The organism is Herminiimonas contaminans (assembly GCF_015645465.1).
GTDB lineage: Bacteria > Pseudomonadota > Gammaproteobacteria > Burkholderiales > Burkholderiaceae_D > Oxalicibacterium > Oxalicibacterium contaminans.
The window spans coordinates 17,139-38,235 of sequence record NZ_JADOEL010000001.1 but is presented as its reverse complement, the minus strand read 5'-3'; the positions used below and the strand labels follow the sequence as shown (position 1 = coordinate 38,235).

At 55.4% G+C, this 21,097-nt stretch carries 15 protein-coding genes; 9 read left to right on the top strand and 6 right to left on the bottom strand.

From position 1 onward, the window contains the following. Positions 1 to 215 precede the first annotated feature (215 nt). The 3 genes from tkt to gap are packed head-to-tail and all read left to right on the top strand — an operon-like array spanning position 216 to position 3,805. Entirely contained in the window at positions 216 to 2,210 is a 1,995-nt protein-coding gene (gene tkt, locus IXC47_RS00160) for a transketolase (RefSeq protein WP_195874353.1), read from the top strand. Further along, positions 2,207 to 2,749, top strand: coding sequence for a GNAT family N-acetyltransferase (locus IXC47_RS00155; protein WP_195874352.1), 543 nt, complete (start codon positions 2,207 to 2,209; stop codon positions 2,747 to 2,749). The genes tkt and IXC47_RS00155 overlap by 4 nt, the downstream gene beginning before the upstream one ends. A gap of 45 nt (positions 2,750 to 2,794) precedes the next feature. Continuing rightward, positions 2,795 to 3,805: a type I glyceraldehyde-3-phosphate dehydrogenase gene (gap, locus tag IXC47_RS00150; RefSeq protein WP_175625297.1), complete on the top strand. Its 1,011-nt coding sequence runs from the start codon at positions 2,795 to 2,797 to the stop codon at positions 3,803 to 3,805. Between the two features lie 15 nt (positions 3,806 to 3,820). On the opposite strand, the gene IXC47_RS00145 is transcribed toward gap, so the two are convergent. Both IXC47_RS00145 and glnE read right to left on the bottom strand, forming a co-directional pair. After that, a complete protein-coding gene (locus IXC47_RS00145; protein ID WP_195874351.1) occupies positions 3,821 to 4,087 on the bottom strand; it encodes a hypothetical protein in 267 nt (88 codons plus the stop codon). A gap of 228 nt (positions 4,088 to 4,315) precedes the next feature. After that, on the bottom strand, positions 4,316 to 7,018 hold the full coding sequence (gene glnE, locus IXC47_RS00140; RefSeq protein ID WP_230089314.1) for a bifunctional [glutamate--ammonia ligase]-adenylyl-L-tyrosine phosphorylase/[glutamate--ammonia-ligase] adenylyltransferase: 2,703 nt from the start codon (positions 7,016 to 7,018) through the stop codon (positions 4,316 to 4,318). A gap of 147 nt (positions 7,019 to 7,165) precedes the next feature. Here glnE and IXC47_RS00135 point away from each other — a divergent pair, with 147 nt between their 5' ends. From IXC47_RS00135 to aroG, 4 genes are all read left to right on the top strand, one after another. Next, positions 7,166 to 11,356 (top strand): YhdP family protein, encoded by a 4,191-nt coding sequence (locus tag IXC47_RS00135; protein ID WP_195874349.1) that lies wholly within the window; start codon positions 7,166 to 7,168, stop codon positions 11,354 to 11,356. Positions 11,357 to 11,389: 33 nt separating this feature from the next. Continuing rightward, positions 11,390 to 12,199 (top strand): carbon-nitrogen hydrolase family protein, encoded by an 810-nt coding sequence (locus IXC47_RS00130; RefSeq protein ID WP_175625301.1) that lies wholly within the window; start codon positions 11,390 to 11,392, stop codon positions 12,197 to 12,199. A gap of 85 nt (positions 12,200 to 12,284) precedes the next feature. Then, a complete protein-coding gene (gene tldD / locus IXC47_RS00125) occupies positions 12,285 to 13,745 on the top strand; it encodes a metalloprotease TldD (protein WP_175625302.1) in 1,461 nt (486 codons plus the stop codon). Between the two features lie 288 nt (positions 13,746 to 14,033). Next, on the top strand, positions 14,034 to 15,101 hold the full coding sequence (gene aroG, locus IXC47_RS00120; protein WP_175625303.1) for a 3-deoxy-7-phosphoheptulonate synthase AroG: 1,068 nt from the start codon (positions 14,034 to 14,036) through the stop codon (positions 15,099 to 15,101). A 70-nt stretch (positions 15,102 to 15,171) separates the two neighbouring features. On the opposite strand, the gene IXC47_RS00115 is transcribed toward aroG, so the two are convergent. Continuing rightward, entirely contained in the window at positions 15,172 to 15,816 is a 645-nt protein-coding gene (locus IXC47_RS00115) for a retropepsin-like aspartic protease family protein (RefSeq protein ID WP_195874348.1), read from the bottom strand. A 43-nt stretch (positions 15,817 to 15,859) separates the two neighbouring features. After that, on the bottom strand, positions 15,860 to 16,345 hold the full coding sequence (locus tag IXC47_RS00110; protein ID WP_195874347.1) for a YajQ family cyclic di-GMP-binding protein: 486 nt from the start codon (positions 16,343 to 16,345) through the stop codon (positions 15,860 to 15,862). A 124-nt stretch (positions 16,346 to 16,469) separates the two neighbouring features. Here IXC47_RS00110 and murB point away from each other — a divergent pair, with 124 nt between their 5' ends. Continuing rightward, complete coding sequence (murB, locus tag IXC47_RS00105; RefSeq protein WP_195874346.1) at positions 16,470 to 17,498, top strand: UDP-N-acetylmuramate dehydrogenase; 1,029 nt, start codon at positions 16,470 to 16,472, stop codon at positions 17,496 to 17,498. A gap of 47 nt (positions 17,499 to 17,545) precedes the next feature. Next, positions 17,546 to 17,854 carry a DUF1294 domain-containing protein gene (locus tag IXC47_RS00100; RefSeq protein WP_195874345.1) on the top strand — a complete coding sequence of 103 codons (309 nt, stop codon included), beginning with the start codon at positions 17,546 to 17,548 and terminating at the stop codon, positions 17,852 to 17,854. Between the two features lie 66 nt (positions 17,855 to 17,920). On the opposite strand, the gene IXC47_RS00095 is transcribed toward IXC47_RS00100, so the two are convergent. Both IXC47_RS00095 and IXC47_RS00090 read right to left on the bottom strand, forming a co-directional pair. Next, positions 17,921 to 19,225, bottom strand: a complete 1,305-nt coding sequence (locus IXC47_RS00095; protein ID WP_195874344.1) for a histone deacetylase family protein — start codon at positions 19,223 to 19,225, stop codon at positions 17,921 to 17,923. Positions 19,226 to 19,246: 21 nt separating this feature from the next. After that, entirely contained in the window at positions 19,247 to 20,905 is a 1,659-nt protein-coding gene (locus IXC47_RS00090) for a hydantoinase/oxoprolinase family protein (RefSeq protein WP_195874343.1), read from the bottom strand. Positions 20,906 to 21,097 lie beyond the last annotated feature (192 nt).

Here is a 21,097-nt window from a genome sequence, read left to right as displayed (position 1 = left end):
TTGTCTTTTCGACATGGTTTTGCGACACAATTGGGCATCGCAATGTTTAATTTAGGTGAAACTTCGACCAAAGGCCGGAATTCGATTTTAGTCTGAGCGCGCCACTCTGGTAAAATATGCGGCTTCGCAGCAATAGGTTTTTTATTTGCTGGTGCACCAGTATTTTGTTCTGGGTTTGATTCTATTCCATTCGACTCGCCATCTACACAAATCACATGACTTCCACGCTCCCGACTACCAAAATGGCCAACGCAATCCGTGCGCTGGCAATGGATGCAGTACAAAAGGCCAATTCCGGTCATCCCGGTATGCCTATGGGGATGGCAGATATTGCCGTCGCTTTGTGGGCGAATCATTATTCGCACAATCCGGCCAACCCTAAATGGGTCAACCGCGATCGCTTTGTGTTGTCGAACGGTCATGGCTCGATGTTGCACTACGCTTTGTTGCACCTGACCGGTTACGACCTGTCTATGGATGAAATCCGCAACTTCCGTCAATTGCACTCGAAAACTCCGGGCCACCCTGAAGTTGACATCACCCCAGGTATCGAAACCACCACTGGTCCATTGGGCCAGGGCATCACCAACGCCGTCGGTATGGCATTGGCAGAAAAACTGCTCGCGGCTGAATTCAATCGCCCGGGTTTTGATGTCGTTAACCACCACACCTATGTTTTCCTCGGCGACGGCTGCCTGATGGAAGGCATTTCGCACGAAGCATGCTCGCTGGCTGGCACCTTGCGCCTGTCCAAGCTGATCGCTTTGTATGACGACAACGGCATCTCGATCGACGGCCACGTAGAAGGCTGGTTCACCGACGACACCCCTAAACGTTTTGAGTCCTATGGCTGGAACGTGATCCGCGCAGTGGACGGTCACGACGTTAATGCAGTCGATGCAGCGATCAAGCAAGCCAAAGCATCCGACAAGCCAACCCTGATCTGCTGCCGTACCGTGATCGGTAAAGGTTCGCCGAACATGGAAGGCACACACAATGTGCACGGCGCAGCGCTGGGCGACAAGGAAATCGCAGCAACCCGCGAAGCAATGGGCTGGACCTATGCGCCGTTCGACGTGCCTGCTGATGTCTACGCAGCATGGGACGCGAAAGAAAAAGGCCAGGCGCTGGAATCCAACTGGGATACCTTGCTGAAATCGTATAGCGAAAAATTCCCGCAAGAAGCAGGCGAGCTGGCACGCCGCATGGCTGGCGAATTGCCGGGCGACCTGAACAAGGCGGTTGATGCTTACATCGCTGCATGCGTAGAGAAAAAAGAAACCATCGCGACTCGTAAAGCGAGCCAAAACGCGATCCAGGCACTGGCACCGGTATTGCCGGAATTCCTCGGCGGTTCGGCTGACCTGACCGGTTCCAACCTGACCAACTGGAAAGAATGCGTGGCAGTCCGCGCTGACCAGGCCGGTAACCACATCAACTACGGTGTGCGCGAATTCGGCATGAGCGCGATCATGAACGGTATTGCCCTGCACGGCGGCTACATCCCGTTCGGCGCAACCTTCCTGACCTTCTCTGATTACAGCCGTAACGCATTGCGCATGGCGGCATTGATGAAGCTGCGCTCCATCTTCGTATTCACGCACGATTCGATCGGCCTGGGCGAAGACGGTCCTACCCATCAATCGATAGAACACGTATCCAGCCTGCGCCTGATTCCTAACCTGGACAACTGGCGTCCATGCGACACCGTTGAATCCGCGGTGGCATGGGAGCAAGCGGTTAAACGCAAAGACGGTCCAAGCACACTGATCTTCTCGCGCCAGAACTTGCCGTTCCAGGAACGCACAGCAGAACAAATCGCCGACATCAAGCGCGGTGCTTACGTCTTGCGTGATGCACCGAACGCCAAAGCCATCCTGATCGCAACCGGTTCCGAAATCGAACTGGCGGTCAAGTCGGCAGACGAGTTGGCCAAGCACGGCGTGGCAGTACGCATCGTTTCGATGCCATCGACCGACGTCTTTGATCGCCAGGATGCAGCATACAAAGCCAGCGTCTTGACCAAAGGCGTGCCACGTGTCGCGATCGAAGCTGGCGTCACCAGCTTCTGGTACAAATATGTAGGCCTCGAAGGTGGCGTCATTGGTATCGATACCTTTGGCGAATCGGCTCCGGCTGGCGTGCTGTTCAAGCACTTCGGCTTCACCGTCGAGAACGTCATCGCTGCAGTCAAAAAGACACTGGCGTGACCGAGATCACTTTCCGCCGCGCGACGGCTAGCGATGCCGAGGCCATAGCGGCCTTGCGTGTAGAAAGCTGGCGCACGACTTATCGTGGCGTGATGCCGGATGCTTATCTGGACAGCATGCGCGCGGAAGAAAGTACGGCCATGTGGTCGCAGGTATTACAGGCCGATTTGCCGACGATTTCGATCTTCGTGGCGGAAGCAGGAACCGAGCTGGTTGGTTTTGCCGCCGGTATGTTCCTGATGCCGGAGAAGTTTGATATGAATGCCGAACTGACGGCCATTTATCTCAAACCTATCGCGCAGCGTGGTGGCGTCGGCCGTCGTTTGCTGTCTCTGATTGCTGAAGCCTTGCAAAAGCAGGGCGCGCATAGCCTGCTGGTATGGGTAATCGCCGGTAATCAGGGCGCGCGTCAGTTCTACCAGCAACTGGGCGCTGAACTATTGGTCGAACAACCGTTCACATGGGACGGGCTGGATTTGATGGAAGCCGGTTACGGCTGGCGTGACTTGCCTGCATTGCAGCAAGCGTGCGCTGTATAAGTACTGAATATTTTTGTTTGCTGTTGAATTTTTCTGGAGAAAAAGATGACCATCCGCGTTGCAATTAATGGCTACGGCCGTATCGGCCGCAACATCCTTCGCGCACACTACGAAGGCGGCAAAAAGAATGACATTCAAATCGTTGCGATCAATGATCTTGGCGATGCAAAATCGAATGCACATCTGACCCGTTACGACACCGCGCATGGCAAATTCCCAGGCACCGTTGAAGTAGACGGCGATTACATGGTCGTCAATGGCGACAAAATCCGCGTCTTCGCACAACGCAATCCTGCTGAAATCGGCTGGGGTGAACTGAACGTCGATGTCGTGCTGGAATGCACCGGCTTCTTCACCACCAAGGAAAAAGCATCGGCCCACCTGAAAGGCGGCGCCAAGAAAGTCATCATCTCTGCTCCAGGCGGCAAGGACGTGGACGCAACCGTGGTCTTCGGCGTCAACAACAATGTGTTGAAAGCGACGGACACTGTAATCTCGAACGCATCGTGCACCACCAACTGCCTGGCACCGCTGGTCAAGCCCTTGAACGACAAAATCGGCCTGGTTAATGGCTTGATGACTACCGTACACGCTTACACCAACGATCAGGTCCTGACCGACGTGATGCACGAAGACCTGCGTCGCGCACGTTCGGCTACCCAGTCGATGATCCCGACCAAAACCGGTGCAGCTGCAGCGGTAGGCCTAGTCTTGCCTGAACTGAACGGCAAACTGGACGGCTACGCGATCCGCGTTCCGACCATCAACGTCTCCATCGTGGACTTGTCCTTCATCGCTGCACGCGACACGACCGTTGAAGAAATCAACGCGATCATGAAGGAAGCGTCGGAAGGTGCTTTGAAAGGCATCCTGACTTACCAAACCGAGCCGCTGGTTTCAGTCGACTTCAACCACAACCCTGCGTCGAGCAACTTTGATTCGACTTTGACTAAAGTGTCGGGTCGTTTGGTGAAGGTATCGTCGTGGTATGACAATGAGTGGGGATTCTCTAACCGTATGTTGGATACTACGGTTGCATTGATGACTGCCAAGTAATTTAAGGTTTTAGCCTTATAAAAACGCCCCGAGAGATTGGGGCGTTTTTTTATTGTGTGTCTGGTTTCGTATTTTTGTTGGTGATGATGTTCTCTCTTCGTGGAGAGTTGGGTTGCCGGGTGTGGCCCGGCAGCCACTCACTTTCTTTGCTTCGCCAAAGAAAGTAAGCAAAGAAAGGCGACCACGGCGCCGCTGCCCCTGCGGGGTCCCCGTTTGTGCGGGACAAAAAATGGGAAGTGGGCGAAACTCGCTACGCTCAAACACACCCACTTCTTTTTCCATTTTTTGTCCCGCACAAACGGCATCGTCACAGTGGATGAACGACCACAGCCTCTTGGCTTCACGTTGGTGCGCAGTTCATGCAACGTGATGTGTATAAGTCCTAAAGTTATCCCCGTTTTTTGTGCACAGCCTTGTGGATAAGCTCAGGGCAAGTCACTTATGTCATTGATAGATAAGCGATTTCATTTCATGCTCAAATGTGGGCATGCGCTGACATGAGTGAGCTTATTAACTAAATACTGCGCTCCACAAAGCCTCAACATCAGCAATCTCAACAGCAACCCGCTCAGTCTCTACCCGAGCCCGTTCCGCTCCTTGCAACCGTATCTGATGCTGCATTTTGCGGAAGGTACGATAAGCATCGGCCACTTTGCCTGACAGCGTCTGATCTATCAGTCCCAGTTCACCGCAGAGCTTGAGCAGGGCGATGTTTCCGATGTCACCGGTCAGTCGTGCATGCTGTGCCGAGTCGCGCAGGACCAGGAATTGCACGATGAATTCGATGTCTATCATGCCGCCGTTATCGTGTTTGAGATCAAACAGGTCGCTGCGGTTCGGATGGGCGTCGTGCAGTTTCTTGCGCATGTCCAGCACGTCAGTTTTCAGTTTCACCGGATCACGTTGCTGGCGCAGGACTTCGACGCGTATCGCTTCAAAGCGTGCGCCTATGTCGGCATCACCGGCGCAGTAGCGGGCGCGGGTGAGGGCCTGGTGTTCCCAGGGCCAGGCGGAGGTGGTCTGGTATTTCTCGAACGACGACACCGTGGAGACCAGCAAACCACTGGCACCGTCAGGACGTAGCGCGATGTCGACGTCGAACAGGATACCGGCTGGTGTGTGTGCCGTCATCCAGGTGATGAAGCGTTGCGCCAGTTTGGCGTACAGGCCCGGTGCTTCCTGGTCATCGTCATCGTAGAGGAAGATGACGTCGAGGTCGGACGCGTAGCCTAGTTCCTTGCCGCCCAGCTTGCCGTAGGCGATGACGGAGAATTTGGGTTCTTCGCGATGGCGTGTCGGCAGGGTTTTCCAGATCGCGTGTATGGTTTCCGCGACCAGTTTGTCGGCCAGTTCGGACAGGTGGTCAGCCAGGCGCTCGACGCTGAGGTCGCCAACCAGATCCTGTGCCAGCAGGCGGATCAGTTGCGCATGATGCATTTCGCGCAGCGCGTCCATTTGCCGTTCGGTATCGCCCGGCGTTTCGTCCAGGCGGCGACGGCAGTCACGGGCGAAGGCGTTCCAGTCTGGAGCGGCCTTCAACGTGCGGTCGTCCAGCAGTTCGTCCAGCAGGATAGGGTGGCGCGTCAGGTATTGCGCGGCCCATTCGCTGGCGGCAATCATGCGGATCACGCGTTCCAGCGCATGCGGGTATTCGGTCAGCAGCGCCAGGTAAGCCGCGCGGCGTGCAATTGCTTCAAAGAAATTCAGCAGGCGATTGAGTGCCAGCGAGCGTGTTTCCGTGACTTTGGCGACGATGGGCAATGATGCATTGACCAGTGCGACCAGCTTGTTGCGACTGGCTTCCGGCAGCGATTGCAGGCGTGGTGAGTGCCAGGTTGCGAGCAGGCGCTGCGCGGCATCGGCGGCATGGTCGAAGGAGAGGGTGTTGAGATAGGCTTCTATCGCACCTGCATTGTCGGTGTCGCTCAGGACGGCACTCAGTTCTGCATCAACATTTTCTTCGTTGTTGTCATTGGCTTTGTCGCTGAAGATTTCATCGAATTGGGTGGCGACCAGTTTGCGCTGTTCTTCCAGTGCAGCCAGCAGGGACGGCACATCCTGGTAACCCATCATGTGCGCGACGATCAGGCGATCGGCTTCATTTGCAGGCAGGGTGTGGGTTTGCGCGTCATCCAGGTATTGCAGCCGATGTTCCAGATTACGCAGGAAGGTGTAGGCATGCAGCAATTGGTCGACTACTTCGGGCTTGAATAATTGTTTTTCGGCCAGGATGCGCAACGTGCGGCGGGTTGAGCGGTCGCGCAGTGCGGCGTCGCGGCCGCCGCGTATGAGCTGGAATACTTGCGCCAGGAATTCGATTTCGCGGATGCCGCCACGGCCCAGTTTGACGTTGTTGCTGCGATCCGGGTGGCGTGCTTCCTGCCGTGTAACCTCGGCGCGGATTTGCGCATGCATGTTGCGGATGGCATCGATGGAGCCGTAGTCCAGGTAGCGGCGATAGACGAAGGGGCGGATGATTTGTTCCAGCGCTTCGATATCGGCCGGTTTACCGGTCAGCGCACGTGCCTTGACCCAGGCATAGCGCTCCCATTCGCGGCCTTGCACGATCAGGTATTCCTCCACCATGCCGAAGCTGGCGGCCAGCGGGCCGGATACGCCGTTCGGGCGCAAAGCCATGTCGACGCGGAAGGTAAAGCCGTCTTCGGTGATCTCGGATAGTGCTGCGATCAGCTTCTTGCCCAGCCGGGTAAAGAATTCATGGTTGGACAGCTGACGCTGTTCCGGCGTGGTGGTGACGGTCTCGCCATCCTCCGGATAGACGAAGATCAGGTCGATATCTGAAGAAACGTTCAATTCTCCGCCGCCCAGCTTGCCCATGCCGAGCACGATCATTTCCTGGGTTTCGCCCGATTCCGCGCCTACCGGCGTGCCGTGGATGGCGACCATGTCCGCCATGACGGCGGCCAGGTGGCGCTGTACCGCGAAGTCGCCAAAAGCGGTCATGGTATCGACCACTTCCGCCAGGTCGGCCTGGCCGCTGAGGTCGCGCCGGATCAGGGTCGCGATCACCAGATTGCGCAAGCGGCGCATGGCGGCCGGGAGCGAAGCACCCGCATCTGTTTCGTTTTGTAAAATCCGAGCGAAAACCTCGGCGTTCAGGGATAATTTGCCGACTTCGGCTACCTTTTGTGCGCGGGTTTCATCCGCGTTAATCCATCGGGTATAAAACCGGGATGCAGCAACTTGGGTCAAAGGTATGTTCGTCACGGGCTGGGAGAGAGTATCCTAGGGGTTCTTGATGATTGCGGTGTAAGTCCGCGCTGTTGTCGGCTAATGTCAGTTTTTTGCATGCCGACTGTTTTATTCTACGCGAAGTCGACTCACCGACCTTTTTGATTGATGCCTACAGACCCACGTCCACCAGAACAGTCCCCAACAGGCAATCAGCTACAGGCAGGCTGGCGCTCGCTGCAGGCTACACTGCGCTATGCCAATCAGGCCAGCTTCAATGCCTTATGCTGGCTGGGCAAGCTGTTGCTGGTGGCTTACTTCGTTTTTTGCGCGCTGTTCCTCAGCTTGCGCTATGTGGTCCTGCCACAGATTTCCAATTACCGGGTTGATGTAGAAAATGTCGCAACCAAGGCCATAGGCCGTCCGGTCACCATAGGCGCGATCGATGCGTCCTGGCATGGCTTGCGTCCTTACCTGTCGCTGGACAATGTCGCGATTTACGATCAGGGCGGGGATGTTGCCCTGCGCTTGCCTAAAGTGTCAGCCACCGTTTCGTGGTGGTCAGTCATGGTGGCAGAGCTGCGCCTGCACAGCCTGGAGATAGACCAGCCGAATATGGACATAGAGCGCGATGCCGATGGCAAGTTCTACGTCGCCGGGATGCTGGTTGATTTGCAAAAGGATGGCGACGGCAAGGCCGCTAACTGGATCCTGTCGCAACGCGAAATCCGGATCAAGGATGGCCAGTTGCGCTGGCAGGACAAGGCGCGACAAGCGCCAGATCTATTACTGAGCAAGGTCGATGTGGTCTTGCATAATGAAGGTCGCCGTCATCAGTTCGCATTCAAGGCGACGCCGCCAGCCGAGATCGCCGCGCCGCTGGATGTACGCGCGACTTTTGACCATCCCTATTTCTCCAAGAAAATTTCCGACGCCTCGCGCTGGACCGGCACTATTTATTCGGCGCTGCGTGATACCGAGCTGGGGAGCTGGAAGCCTTATATAGACTTCCCGTTCGATTTGCAGCATGCCAAGGGTTCGCTGCGCGCCTGGCTGGCGTTTGACCATGCACGTATCGCCGACCTGACTGCCGACCTGGCCTTGTCCGATGTATCGGCGCAATTGCGCAAGGACCTGGTGCCGCTGGAGTTGACGTCTGCAAATGGCAGGGTCGCGATCAGCGAGCCGCTGGATGGAAGTCCGCGTGACGGCACACTGACCTTTGGCGCGCAGGGTTACACGATTTCGCTGATGGATTTTTCCTTGCAGACACGTGATGGCCTGACTTTGCCCAGCACGACATTCAGCAAGCGCTATGTGGCAGCGAAGAAAGATGCGCCCGAGCATGCCGAAATTTTGGTGAAACAACTGGATTTGCAGGCCTGGGCTAATTTTGCCGGACGCCTGCCTTTGCCGGAAGAACAGTTACAGATGATCAGCGATTTTGCGCCGCGTGGTGTGTTGAAGGATTTTTCGGCGCAGTGGCAGGGTGCGTATCCAGAGATTGCTTCTTACAAGCTGAAAGGTGATTTTTCGCATCTGTCCATGAATGCACAGCCTGCACGTTCGGCTCGTGCAGCGACCAAGACTGCGCCAGCGCAAGCGGCAGTACCGGCGATTCCGGGTTTTGAGAACCTGTCCGGACGCATAGATGCCAACAGCCAGGGCGGCAATATCGTGCTGGCTTCGGATCAGCTCAAGCTGGCTTTGCCGACTTATTTCTCCGAACCGGAAGTGGCATTTGATACCTTCAATATGGATGCGCAGTGGGCGTTCCAGAAGAACGATCAATTCCTGCTGACCGTGAAGGGTTTGAACTTCGTGCAGCAGGGTTTGACGGTAGGTTTGTCCGGCAGTCATTTGATGCCTTTGCATAAGCGGGCCGGACATGACCTCGGCACGATCGATGTGACCGGCACTATCTCCGGACTGGAATTGAACAAGATAGGAAATTATCTGCCGACCGCGATGAACCAGGACTTCCGTACCTGGCTATCGCATGCGCTGATTGCCGGTACCTTGCGCGATGCGCGTATCAAGCTGAAAGGCGATCTGGCGCATTTCCCATTTCATACCAGCAAGCCGAACGAAAAACCAAAAGGCGAGTTCACTTTTGGCGGCAGGATAGAAGACGGTGGCCTGAACTATGCACCGGATTTATTCGCGAAAGATGGCAAGGCACCGATGTGGCCGCTGCTGGAAAAAGTGCAGGGCACCATCCTGTTCGACCGCACCCGCATGGAAATCAAGGGTGAGACCGGCAAGACCAACGGTGTCGATGTATCGAACGTGAAAGCCGTGATTCCTGATCTGTTGGCAGATGCGCCGGTACTGGACATCGATGGCAGTGCGGCCGGTACCCTGCAAAACCTGGTGCAGTACACGCTGGACAGCCCGGTTGCTACCTGGATCGATCACTTTACAGATGAAACCAAAGCGAGCGGCAATGCAACGCTGGGGCTGAAACTGCATCTGCCGCTGCACAAGATGATAGATGCCAAGGTCAAGGGCATACTGAAATTCAATAACAATAATGTGACCTTGCAGAACGTGATCCCGATGATGTCAGGTACTACGGGGCAACTGGAGTTTGATGAAAAAGGGTTGACGCTGAATGGCGTCAAGTCGACTTTCCTTGGCGGCCCGCTGACAGTTAGTGGTGGCACGCAAAAGGACGGCAACATCCTGATCAAGGCGGATGGCACGCTCACTGCATTGGGTTTGCGTAAAAACTATCCGTCGCCTGCGATGCAAAAACTGACCGACAAGATCAACGGCAGTACGCGCTTTGGCGTCAGCATCGGTGTGCGCAGCAAGCGCGTAGACATCGTGGTCGATTCCAATCTGCGCGGCCTGGGGCTGGACTTCCCGGCACCGCTGAACAAGGCGGCCAAAGATGCGTTGCCACTGAAGTTTGAACAGTTAGGCTTGCAGTCCGATAGCGCGACCATGATGCGCGACACCATCAAGGTGGCACTGGGGTCTTCGATTACAGCGAATTACGCACGCGAGAAAAATACCTCGGCCGCCAATCCCGAATGGCGTGTCGTCTATGGCGGTATCGGTGTGAACACACCTGCACCGGTACCCAACAGCGGCCTCGCGCTTAATCTCAGCATGCGTAGCCTGAATGTCGATGACTGGCTCAAAGTGATGTCCAAGGATGTGCCTGATCCGAAGAAGAAAGTGGCAGCAGATCCGTTGAGCGTCGTTAATCTGTCGCAGTATGTTGATCCGACCAGCATTGCAGTGCGTGCGACGGAATTGAATTTGCTCGACAAGAAATTCGATAACGTGGTGCTGGGGGCAACGCATGATAAAGGCGCGTGGCAAGCCAACGTCGATGCGGCGCAAATGTCCGGCTATATCACCTGGATAGAATCGTCATCCGGACGTGGACTGGGTAAAGTGACGGCCAGATTGTCGTCACTGACGGTGCCGAAAACAGCGAATACCGAAGTCAAGAACCTGCTCGATGGTGTAGATACTGCAACTGAGATGCCTGCGCTGGACATCATCGCGGATAATTTTGAATTGATGGGTAAGAAGCTGGGCCATCTCGAATTGCTCGCACACTATGTGCGTGCCACCGAAGGTCGCGAATGGCGTATCCGCAATCTGTCGCTGAGCAATCCGGATGCGAGCCTGAAGGCGAGCGGTAGCTGGCTGGCCAAGAAGAGCGGAAATAGCTCCAGCCTAGACTACAGCATGAACATCAATAATGCCGGTAACCTGCTGGGTCGTTTCGACTTTGCAGATGTGGTGCGTAACGGTAAAGGAAAAATGGAAGGCACTATCAGCTGGAAGGGTTTGCCATTCTCCATCGATTATCCGAGCTTGTCCGGCAACATCAACATGGACATAGCGTCTGGCCAGTTCCTCAAGGTAGAACCGGGTGCTGCCAAGCTACTCGGCGTGCTGAGCCTGCAATCGATTCCACGTCGCCTGACGCTGGATTTCCGCGATATCTTCTCTGACGGCTTTGCTTTCGACGGCATCACCGGCAGTGCGAATATCAATAACGGGGTAGCATCTACTACCAACCTGAAAATGCGCGGCGTCAGCGCGACCGTATTGATAGAAGGCTCGGCCGATATTGACAAGGAATCGCAAAACCTGCGCGCTGTGGTGATCCCGGAAATCAATGCCGGTGCGGCCTCGGTTGCTTATGCGCTGGCAGTGAACCCGGTCATCGGTGCAGGGACCTTCCTGGCACAATTGTTCCTGCGTGAACCATTGGCGCGCGCGTTCACATTTGAATACAAGATTACCGGGCCATGGAAAGATCCTACGGTGACCAAGGTGGACCGCAAGAATGAACAATCTTCAACGCCTGCACCAGCGGCGACGCCGGGCTAGGATGTTGAAACCAGGCGAACAGAAAGCAGAATCATGACGAACTCCCTCTCGCGTGTAGCCGCGATCCAGATGATTTCCTCTCCTTCGATAGAGGAAAATATTGCGACGGCCAGACGCCTGATAGCCGATGCCGCACAGCAGGGTGCGCAACTGGTGTTATTGCCTGAATACTGGGCAGCGATGGGTATGCACGAAACCGACAAGCTGGGCTATGCCGAGCAAGTGGATGTCGGCCCTATCCAGGAATTCATGGCAGCGACCGCGCGTGTACATCAGATCTGGCTGATAGGCGGCACCCTGCCGCTGGCGGCGCAGGTCACCGATAAAGTGTTGAACACCATGATGGTGTACAACCCGGCCGGTGAGCGTGTACAGCGCTACGACAAAATCCATTTGTTCAGCTTCACCAAGGGTGAAGAATCCTACGACGAAGCCCGTACCATCGTCGATGGTCATGATGTGACCACCTTTGAGGCTCCGTTTGGCAAGGTCGGTTTGTCGGTTTGCTATGACTTGCGTTTCCCCGAACTCTATCGCGCGATGGGTGATTGCACACTGATCGTGGTACCGGCCGCCTTTACTTATACAACCGGCAAGGCACACTGGGAAATCCTGCTGCGTGCCCGCGCCATAGAAAACCAATGCTATGTGCTGGCAGCAGCGCAGGGCGGACGCCATAAAAACGGCCGCACTACCTGGGGCCACAGCATGCTGATCGACCCGTGGGGCGAGGTGAAAACCGTGCTGGCAGAGGGGGAGGGGCTTGTAATCGGCGACATTGAACCCCATTATTTATCAGGTGTTCGGGAAAATCTTCCTGCATTGAAACATCGCAAGCTGTAGTAGTTGGGGGCGAAGGAGCCATTTGCTCTACAATTCGCCTATCCGAATCAATTTTTGCGCTTGACGCGTGAATAGCAAAGACACAATGACTCCATTCGAACCAAATCTCAAAACGCTAGCCGTCGCCCGCGATGTACTGTTGACGCCTTTTGGCCTGGATGAATCTGTCCTGATCAAAACGCTGGGGTCGATGTTTACGCATCGCGTCGACTATGCAGATTTGTATTTCCAGTTCACCAAAAGTGAAGGCTGGAGTCTGGAAGAAGGCATCGTCAAGACCGGCAGCTTCTCCATCGACCAGGGCGTCGGTGTACGCGCTGTCTCCGGCGACAAGACTGCATTCTCGTATTCGGATGAAATCTCCGAACGTGCTTTGCTAGAAGCAGCACAGGCGACCCGTACCATCGCGCGCCAGGGCGCAGGCAAGATCAAGGTGGCATCGGCGATCCAGCCGGCCGGTGGTCGTTCGCTGTACCTGCCGCATGACCCGCTGACTTCGCTGGATGCAACGGAAAAAGTAAAACTGCTGGAAAAAATAGAGCGTATCGCACGCGCCAAAGATCCGCGTGTGGTGCAAGTCATGGCGGGCCTCGCCGGAGAATATGATGTGGTGTTAGTAGTGCGCAGCGATGGCGTGCTGGCTGCCGATATCCGTCCTTTGGTACGTGTTTCGATTACTGTCATTGCTGAACAAAACGGTCGTCGCGAAATGGGTTCCAGTGGTGGTGGTGGTCGCTATAGCTATGCTTACTTCGACGATGAATTGCTGGAAAAATATGCGAGCGAAGCCGTTGCTTCGGCACTGGTGAACCTGGACTCGCGTCCGGCGCCAGCAGGTCCGATGACCGTAGTGCTGGGCCCGGGCTGGCCTGGCGTCTTGCTGCATGAAGCCATCGGTCACGGTCTGGAAGGTGACTTCAACCGCAAAGGCTCCAGTGCATTCTCCGGTCGTATCGGTGAACGCGTTGCGGCCAAAGGCGTCACCGTGGTGGATGACGGTACGATCGCCGATCGTCGCGGTTCGCTGAATATCGATGACGAAGGCAATCCGACGCAATGCACGACGCTGATCGAAGACGGCATCCTGAAAGGCTATATCCAGGACACCATGAATGCGCGCCTGATGAAAATGCCGGTGACGGGTAATGCACGTCGCGAATCGTTTGCGCACCTGCCTATGCCACGCATGACCAACACTTATATGTTGGGCGGCGATAAAGACCCGGCTGAAATCCTGGCATCGGTGAAGAACGGTTTGTATGCGGTGAACTTCGGCGGTGGTCAGGTCGACATTACCAACGGTAAATTCGTATTCTCGGCCAGCGAAGCGTACATGATAGAAAACGGCAAGGTAACTTACCCGGTCAAAGGTGCAACCCTGATCGGTAATGGTCCTGACGTACTGAATCGCGTTTCGATGATAGGCAATGACATGCGCCTCGACAGCGGTGTCGGCGTTTGTGGCAAAGAAGGCCAGAGCGTGCCGGTAGGCGTTGGTCAGCCTACCTTGCGTATCGATGGGGTGACAGTGGGCGGTACGGCCTGATAGTGTTGGTATTCAGGCCATAATTGCCATATCTGTCACGCCTTTTAACCGTTTTACTTGCGAAACCCGCGGATTTATTGCACTATTGCTGACAGATAACCGCATTACACGTGAAAACATGACTTCCTCGCGCTTCCAATTTTACTTTTACTTTAGCTATTCCAGCCCAACGGCGGTGGAGAAGCGGTAAGCGCGCAGGTAAAAAAAGCTTAGACCGAAATTCTTTAAAAAACCGCCCGCGATGGCGGTTTTTTATTTTTACAGAACAGATTTTGACTGGAGAAAAACATGCCACGCACAGATGATTTACGGATTCGAGAAATGAAAGAACTGACGCCACCATCTCATTTGATACGTGAGCTGGGTATTACCGAAAAAGCAGAAACCACCGCAGCCAATGCGCGCGTTGCCCTGCATCGTATTTTGCATGGCCAGGATGACCGCCTGATGGTGGTGATCGGACCTTGCTCCATCCACGATCCCAAGGCCGCGATGGAATACGCGAACCGCCTGATCAAGGAGCGTGAGCGCTACGCTGGTGAGCTCGAAATCGTGATGCGCGTGTACTTCGAAAAACCACGTACCACGGTCGGCTGGAAAGGCCTGATCAACGATCCGTACATGGACAACAGCTTCCGCATCAATGACGGTTTGCGCATTGCACGCGAATTGCTGTTGAACATCAACGAACTGGGCCTGCCTGCAGGTACCGAATTCCTCGACGTAATCAGCCCGCAGTACATCGCCGACCTGATCAGCTGGGGCGCGATTGGTGCGCGTACCACCGAGTCGCAAGTACACCGTGAACTGGCATCCGGCCTGTCGTGCCCGGTCGGTTTCAAGAACGGTACCGATGGCAATGTGAAAATCGCGGTTGATGCGATCAAGGCTGCTTCGCAGCCGCATCACTTCCTGTCGGTGACCAAGGGTGGTCACTCCGCGATTGTCTCGACGCTCGGCAATGAAGATTGCCACGTCATCCTGCGCGGCGGTAAAACGCCTAACTACGATGCCGCCAGCGTTGAGCAGGCATGCAAGGACATCGCTGCCAATGGCCTGGCTTCACGCCTGATGATCGACACTTCGCACGCGAACAGCTCGAAGAAACCGGAAAACCAAATCCCGGTCTGCGCTGATATTGCCAAGCAAGTTGCTGGTGGTGATACCCGTATTGTTGGTGTCATGGTCGAATCGCACCTGGTGGCAGGTCGCCAGGATCTGATCCCGGGCAAGGAACTGGTCTATGGCCAGTCCGTCACCGACGGTTGCATCAACTGGGAAGACAGCCTGGGCGTACTGGAAGGCCTGGCGGAAGCGGTCAAACAACGCCGTCACGTCAAGGATCCGGACGCGTAAGAGCGCTAAGCTGAAATAAAAACGGGTACTGCATGCAGTGCCCGTTTTTTATTATCTGTTCGTTTGATTGCTAAAACCGTTTGGTCAGCATCATTTGCTCGCCTTCACGTCGCATCTCGGTACGTTTCAGGAAAGACATGCCGAGCAGGGCGAAGCCGAGATTGTTTTCCTGCACCAGTGCATCGACCTGATTGAGGACGATGTCGCCGACTTTTACTGTGTTGAGCACGACGTGGTACGCAGGGATAGTGCCGTTGGCGGTGTTGACGTAAGTCTGGCGACCTTTGCGGTAGTCTATGCCCAGTCTTTTCGCATCGGCGGCGGACAGTGCGATCATTGATGCGCCGGTGTCTACCAGCATGCGCATGCTGCCGCCGTTGATTTGTCCCTGGACCAGGAAGTGGCCTTGTGCGTCGGCTTGCAGCGTGACGCTGCTGGAGCCGGACGGCGCGATGCGATTGACGTGGCCGCCTATCTCTATGCGCTGCTTTTTGCCATTGCTGGCTACCGTCGCGGTGGTTTGGTCGACGTCGACCAGTGTGATGCCTGTTGTGATGGGGTTGCCGACCGAGTAGGTCTTGGGTGCGCCGCCGTTTATGACCAATACCGCTTTGCCGGGAAACAGGCCAACCACGCTAATGTTGGTGGCTGAGTCCGTTGCATGTGCCTGCCAGCTGAGCAGGAACAAGAAAGTTGCAAGCAGTGTAGTTTTCATGGCGCTGGCCTGAGTGTGCTCGGACTGCTTGCGAGCGGGATGTTTAGTCGCGGAAATTGTTGAATTCCAGTGGCAGGTCAGCGACTTCCTTGCGCAGCATGGCCATCGCCGCTTGCAAGTCGTCACGCTTGGCACCGGTCACGCGCACGGCGTCACCCTGGATGCTGGCTTGCACTTTCATCTTGCTGTCTTTGATGATGCGCACGATTTTCTTCGCCGCTTCGGTTTCGATGCCGTTTTTGATTTTGATGACTTGCTTGACCTTGTCGCCGCCGATTTTTTCAATCTTGCCGCGGTCGAGGAAACGTACGTCTACGTTGCGTTTTACCAGTTTGTTGGTCAGCACATCCAGTACCTGATTCAACTGGAATTCGGAGTCGGCGTAAGCGGTCAGGTCACGGTCTTTTTGTTCAACGCGGGCATCGCTGCCCTTGAAGTCGAAACGGGTAGTGATTTCCTTGCCAGCCTGGTCGACGGCATTTTTTACTTCGACCATATTGGCTTCGGATACGGTATCAAACGATGGCATGATGATTTCCTTCTTGCTGGGCTCGCGGCAGGGAGCCGGCGTAAGCCTGTGGTTGATTCGGTTTGGCTGCCATTCTAACGGACAAAAAACCGGGCAGCTAGTGCTGCGATTATAATCGCCCACTATGACTCAATCTTTGCCCGTACAGCACCATTATTCCTTGCGCCACCTGAATACCTTCGGGGTAGCGGCGAGTGCGCAAGCCTATCTTCCTGTCACCGACCCAGCGCAGCTGGAGCAGGTGCGGCAGGATGCCATGCTGGCTGCCTTGCCACGCCTGGTGCTGGGCGGCGGCAGCAATATCCTTTTGACACGTGATTTCCCCGGCCTGGTGCTGCATATGGGCATCAAGGGGATAGAAATCATTGGTGAAGATGAGACCGCCACTTATGTACGTGCTGCCGCCGGGGAAAACTGGCATCAGTTTGTCCTATGGACGTTGGAACACGGGCTGGGCGGGCTGGAAAACCTGTCGCTGATACCGGGTAGCGTGGGGGCGGCACCTATCCAGAACATCGGTGCGTATGGCATAGAGATCAAGGATCGATTTCACGCGTTGACACTGTTTGACTTCGCCACCGGTGAACAGCGCGTGCTGGACAAGGCAGCCTGCCGGTTTGCTTACCGCGACAGTGTCTTCAAGCACGAGTTGCGTGACCGGGCAGTGGTGCTGGACGTGACCTTCGCCTTGCCCAAGCAATGGCAGCCCAATGTGCGCTATGCCGATGTGGCGCATGAACTAGCCGCACGTTTGATTACCGAACCGACAGCGCAGGACATCAGTGCAGCCGTGATCGCCATACGCACGCGTAAATTGCCCGATCCTGCCGTCATCGGTAACGCCGGTAGTTTCTTCAAGAATCCGGTAGTAACGCCGGCACAGCGCGATAGCTTGTTGCAGCGTTATCCGCAGATGGTCAACTATGCGCAGCCGGATGGCAGCGTCAAGCTGGCCGCTGGCTGGCTGATAGACCAGTGTGGCTGGAAGGGCAGGACTGCCGGTGCAGCCGGGGTCTATGAAAACCAGGCGCTGGTGCTGATCAATCGTGGTGGTGCCAGCGGTGCCGATATTGCACAACTAGCCGCAGCAATACAGGCCGACGTGGCACAGCGCTTCGATGTGCAGCTGGAACCTGAACCGATTTTTCTTTGAGTTGCTGGAACGCATCTCAAGGATATTCACGAAATGAGTTCTAAATAATGGATAGCAAGATTTTATTGCAGGTGCTGGGTAGTTATTTCACGCTCAGTCTGCTGAGTTTTGCCGCGTATGCGATCGATAAATCGGCTGCGCGCAAAGGCACATGGCGTATCAGCGAAAACAATTTGCACGTGCTGGACTTCCTCGGCGGCTGGCCGGGCGGGTTTATCGCACAAAGATTGTTGCGGCATAAAACCAGCAAGCCTTCATTCCAGCGTATTTACTGGGTGACGGTCGTGCTGCATTGCGCGTTGGTGGGATGGTTGCTGTCGCCGTATGGCAGTGATGTCTTGCGCACCTTAGGCTGATTCATACAGGCAGTGTCGGCTGCCTGAAACTGCAACCGACACTGTATCTACTCTCTTCAGAACCTCTTACTTGGACAAGTAAATATCCTTGTCCTTGTCTTGCAGGAAGACTTGCGTGTAGCGTCCGGCAGGTGCATTCGCATATTGCTCTTCACCATAGCTACGGCACGGTGCGCACGCATAGCGTGGGATTTGCACCGCCAGGATGTGGTTGCGCGTATCGTTGCAACGCGAATCGATCACGACCGTACCACCGCAATCCGGGCAGGAACGCACGGTTTCGTTGATGTTTTCACGTATGCCGTCGGTGTCGTAATACACATCCATGCTGCGCTTGTGGAATTCCTGTTCCGGATACACCTGTTCACGCAATTCATGTCGGTTGTTCCAGTGATGGAAGGTCGCGTCTTTCAGTTTTTCCAGATAGGCGGTGATGTTGGCCGGTTGCTTCTGGCTTTCCGCATCGTAGTCTGGTTCCTTGATGTGGCTGAAGTCCATGCCTGCCATCGCCAGGATGATGCCGGTGTTGATGTAAGGCAGCGCCGTTTCGATCGAGTAGCCACCTTCCAGCACGGCCAGGTCCGGTGCCAGCCGCTGATTCAGCACTGCATATCCACGCGCGGTGAATTTCATATTGGTGATCGGATCGGAGTAGTGGTTATCCTGTCCGGCCGAGTTGATGATGAGGTCGGGTTTGAATTCGTCGAGGATAGGCATGACGATTTCATCCAGCACATACAGGAAGCCTTCTTCGCAGGTGTCCGGCGGCATAGGTAGGTTGATGGTGGTGCCGAAAGCATTCGGGCCGCCGAGTTCGTCAGCAAAACCGGAGCCAGGGTAGAGCGTACGACCATCTTGGTGCATGGAGATGAAAAGGGTATTCGGATCGTGCCAAAAGATGTCCTGCGAACCATCACCATGATGGCAATCGGTATCGACGATGGCAATCTTCTTCACGCCATATTTGTGGCGGATATACTCGACCATGATGGCTTCCATGTTCAGCGTGCAAAAGCCACGGCTGCCATGGACCACGCGATAGGAGTGGTGGCCGCAAGGGCGCACCAGTGCAAATGCATTGTCGACTTCCTTGGTCATCACCTTGTCTGCTGCCGTGATGCAGCCACCGACTGCGATCAGGTGCGAGGCATGCACGATTTCATCGATGCCAGGCACGCAGAAATGCACGCGCTGGATATCTTCGACGGTAGCAACGCCGGGTTTGAATTCCTTGATGTTGTCGAAATCCAGCAAGCCTTCTTCAAAGACCTGATCCTGCGTGTACAGCAGGCGCTCTTCACGCTCCGGATGTGTGGGTGAGATCGCATAATCAAATGCGGGGAAAAATACCAAACCTGTTTTTTTAGTCACGATGTGTTCCTCACGCTTTGCTTATTGCTGTTGCTTGATAAGTCCGGGTTTGATCTGCAAGCGGACACGTATGTTTTTGCCGGTAGTGGCGTAGCCATGAATGACGTTGAAGGATTGCAGGTCAGCGACTTCGACTTCGAGGTCTTCATCGCGTGCACCGGCAGCCCGGGCGATTTCCAGCAATCGTTCCTTGCCGATCTCGACGATCTCATCGACGCTGGTGCGCGACGAAATCTTTTGTTTACGGCCATCTTCGGCGAAGCTCAGTTGCTGCGATTCGGTATCGGCCAGCAGATTCAATTCGACCGTGGTGCGTGCCATCGCTGCACCGCAGGCATTAATCACTTCTGAATCCTGCGGCACGATGGCGGGCAGGGCTAGCAATGCGCCGACCTGCTCGGCGATATAAGGAGCAGGACCACCGACTGCGATCAATTGTTGCGGTTGCAGGACCTTGCCTTCCAGCAGTTCATGGATGGTGTAGACCGGCTTGCTGTTGACCTCTGCAATCATTTCATTGACCTTGGCTGCAATGCGACCACACATGATGTCGACAATCGCTTGCGCCACCTGTTGTGGTGTTTGCTGCAGGCTGGTCGCCAGGCCTTCCATCGCGCGTAACGCTTTGGCCTGGTCGCCGATGTTGGCGCGGCCAAGTACGATCAATGCATCGGTAGGCGTCGGGAATGGGCCATCGAAAGCCATCGCCGAACCTTTGCGTTCCGGACCGATCTGCAATGCGCCATTGACTACCTGTACCTGGCTGTCGCCACCGAGTGCCATCGAATGCGTGAGCAAGCCGCGTATCAGAGTTTTGTGTCCTTCGATCTCTACGCCTTGTGGTTCCAGCAGTGGAGCGCCATTGGCGAACAAGGCGATGTCGGTGGTGGTGCCGCCGACGTCTATCGATACCGAGTCGGCTGTCGAGCTGACGAAAGGTAGCACGCCCATGATGGTGGCAGCCGGGCCGGACAAGATGGTTTGCACCGGATACTTGCGCGATGGTTCGACACCTATGGTGCCGCCGTCCGCCTTCAGGATGAAGAGCGGGACATCAACGCCCAGGCCTTGCAGGTAGCTGGCCAGTTGATCAACCATGCGGCTGTGCAGACGCCAGATCGCCGCGTTGAGATAAGTGGTGGCGATGCGACGCGGGAAGTTCAGCACGCCGGATTGATGGTGACCCAGCGACACATGGCTGGCCTGGCTATCAAAGTAGGCACCGACTTCCTGTTCATGCACCGGATTGCGGGTAGAGAATTTGCCGATCACGGCCAGGTTCTCGATCTTGTCCTTGCTGAATTGCTGTTTCAGCGCAGCCAGCTCATCGTCGTCCAGCGCCTCTGCTTCTATGCCGCGGTGATTCATATAACCGGCGATCAGCGTAGTCTGGTCAGCCAGCGGTAAGTCCTTGGGCGACACGCCAGGGCCGTTCATGACGATCAGGCCGACCGGATCGAGCTGGTTCTGTGCCACGGCATTGGTCGAGATGGTGGTGCTGAGGACGATGCGATGCAGTTGCTTGATATCTTCAGGTGTAGCGACAGCCTGGGTGGCGCGCATGACGCAACCGAGGATATCGTTCTTGTCGGTCAGTACTTTGGATTTGCGGATAATTTTGCGGTTTTGCATCAATACCGAATCGGTATGGGTGCCGCCGACATCAATTCCAAGAATCATGCTTTTCTTTCTTAGTTAAAACACAGCGGCTAAGTCGCGCGATGTAAGTTAATTCAAACTGGCAGAGAGCTATCCTTAATGCGCCATTATGGTGGAAGGCATGCAAGGCCGTCCAGACCGAACCTTTTATGAAAAAGCCCGGCTTCATGACAAAGTCGGGCTTTTTTGTTGGCTATGCAATCAAACGGAATG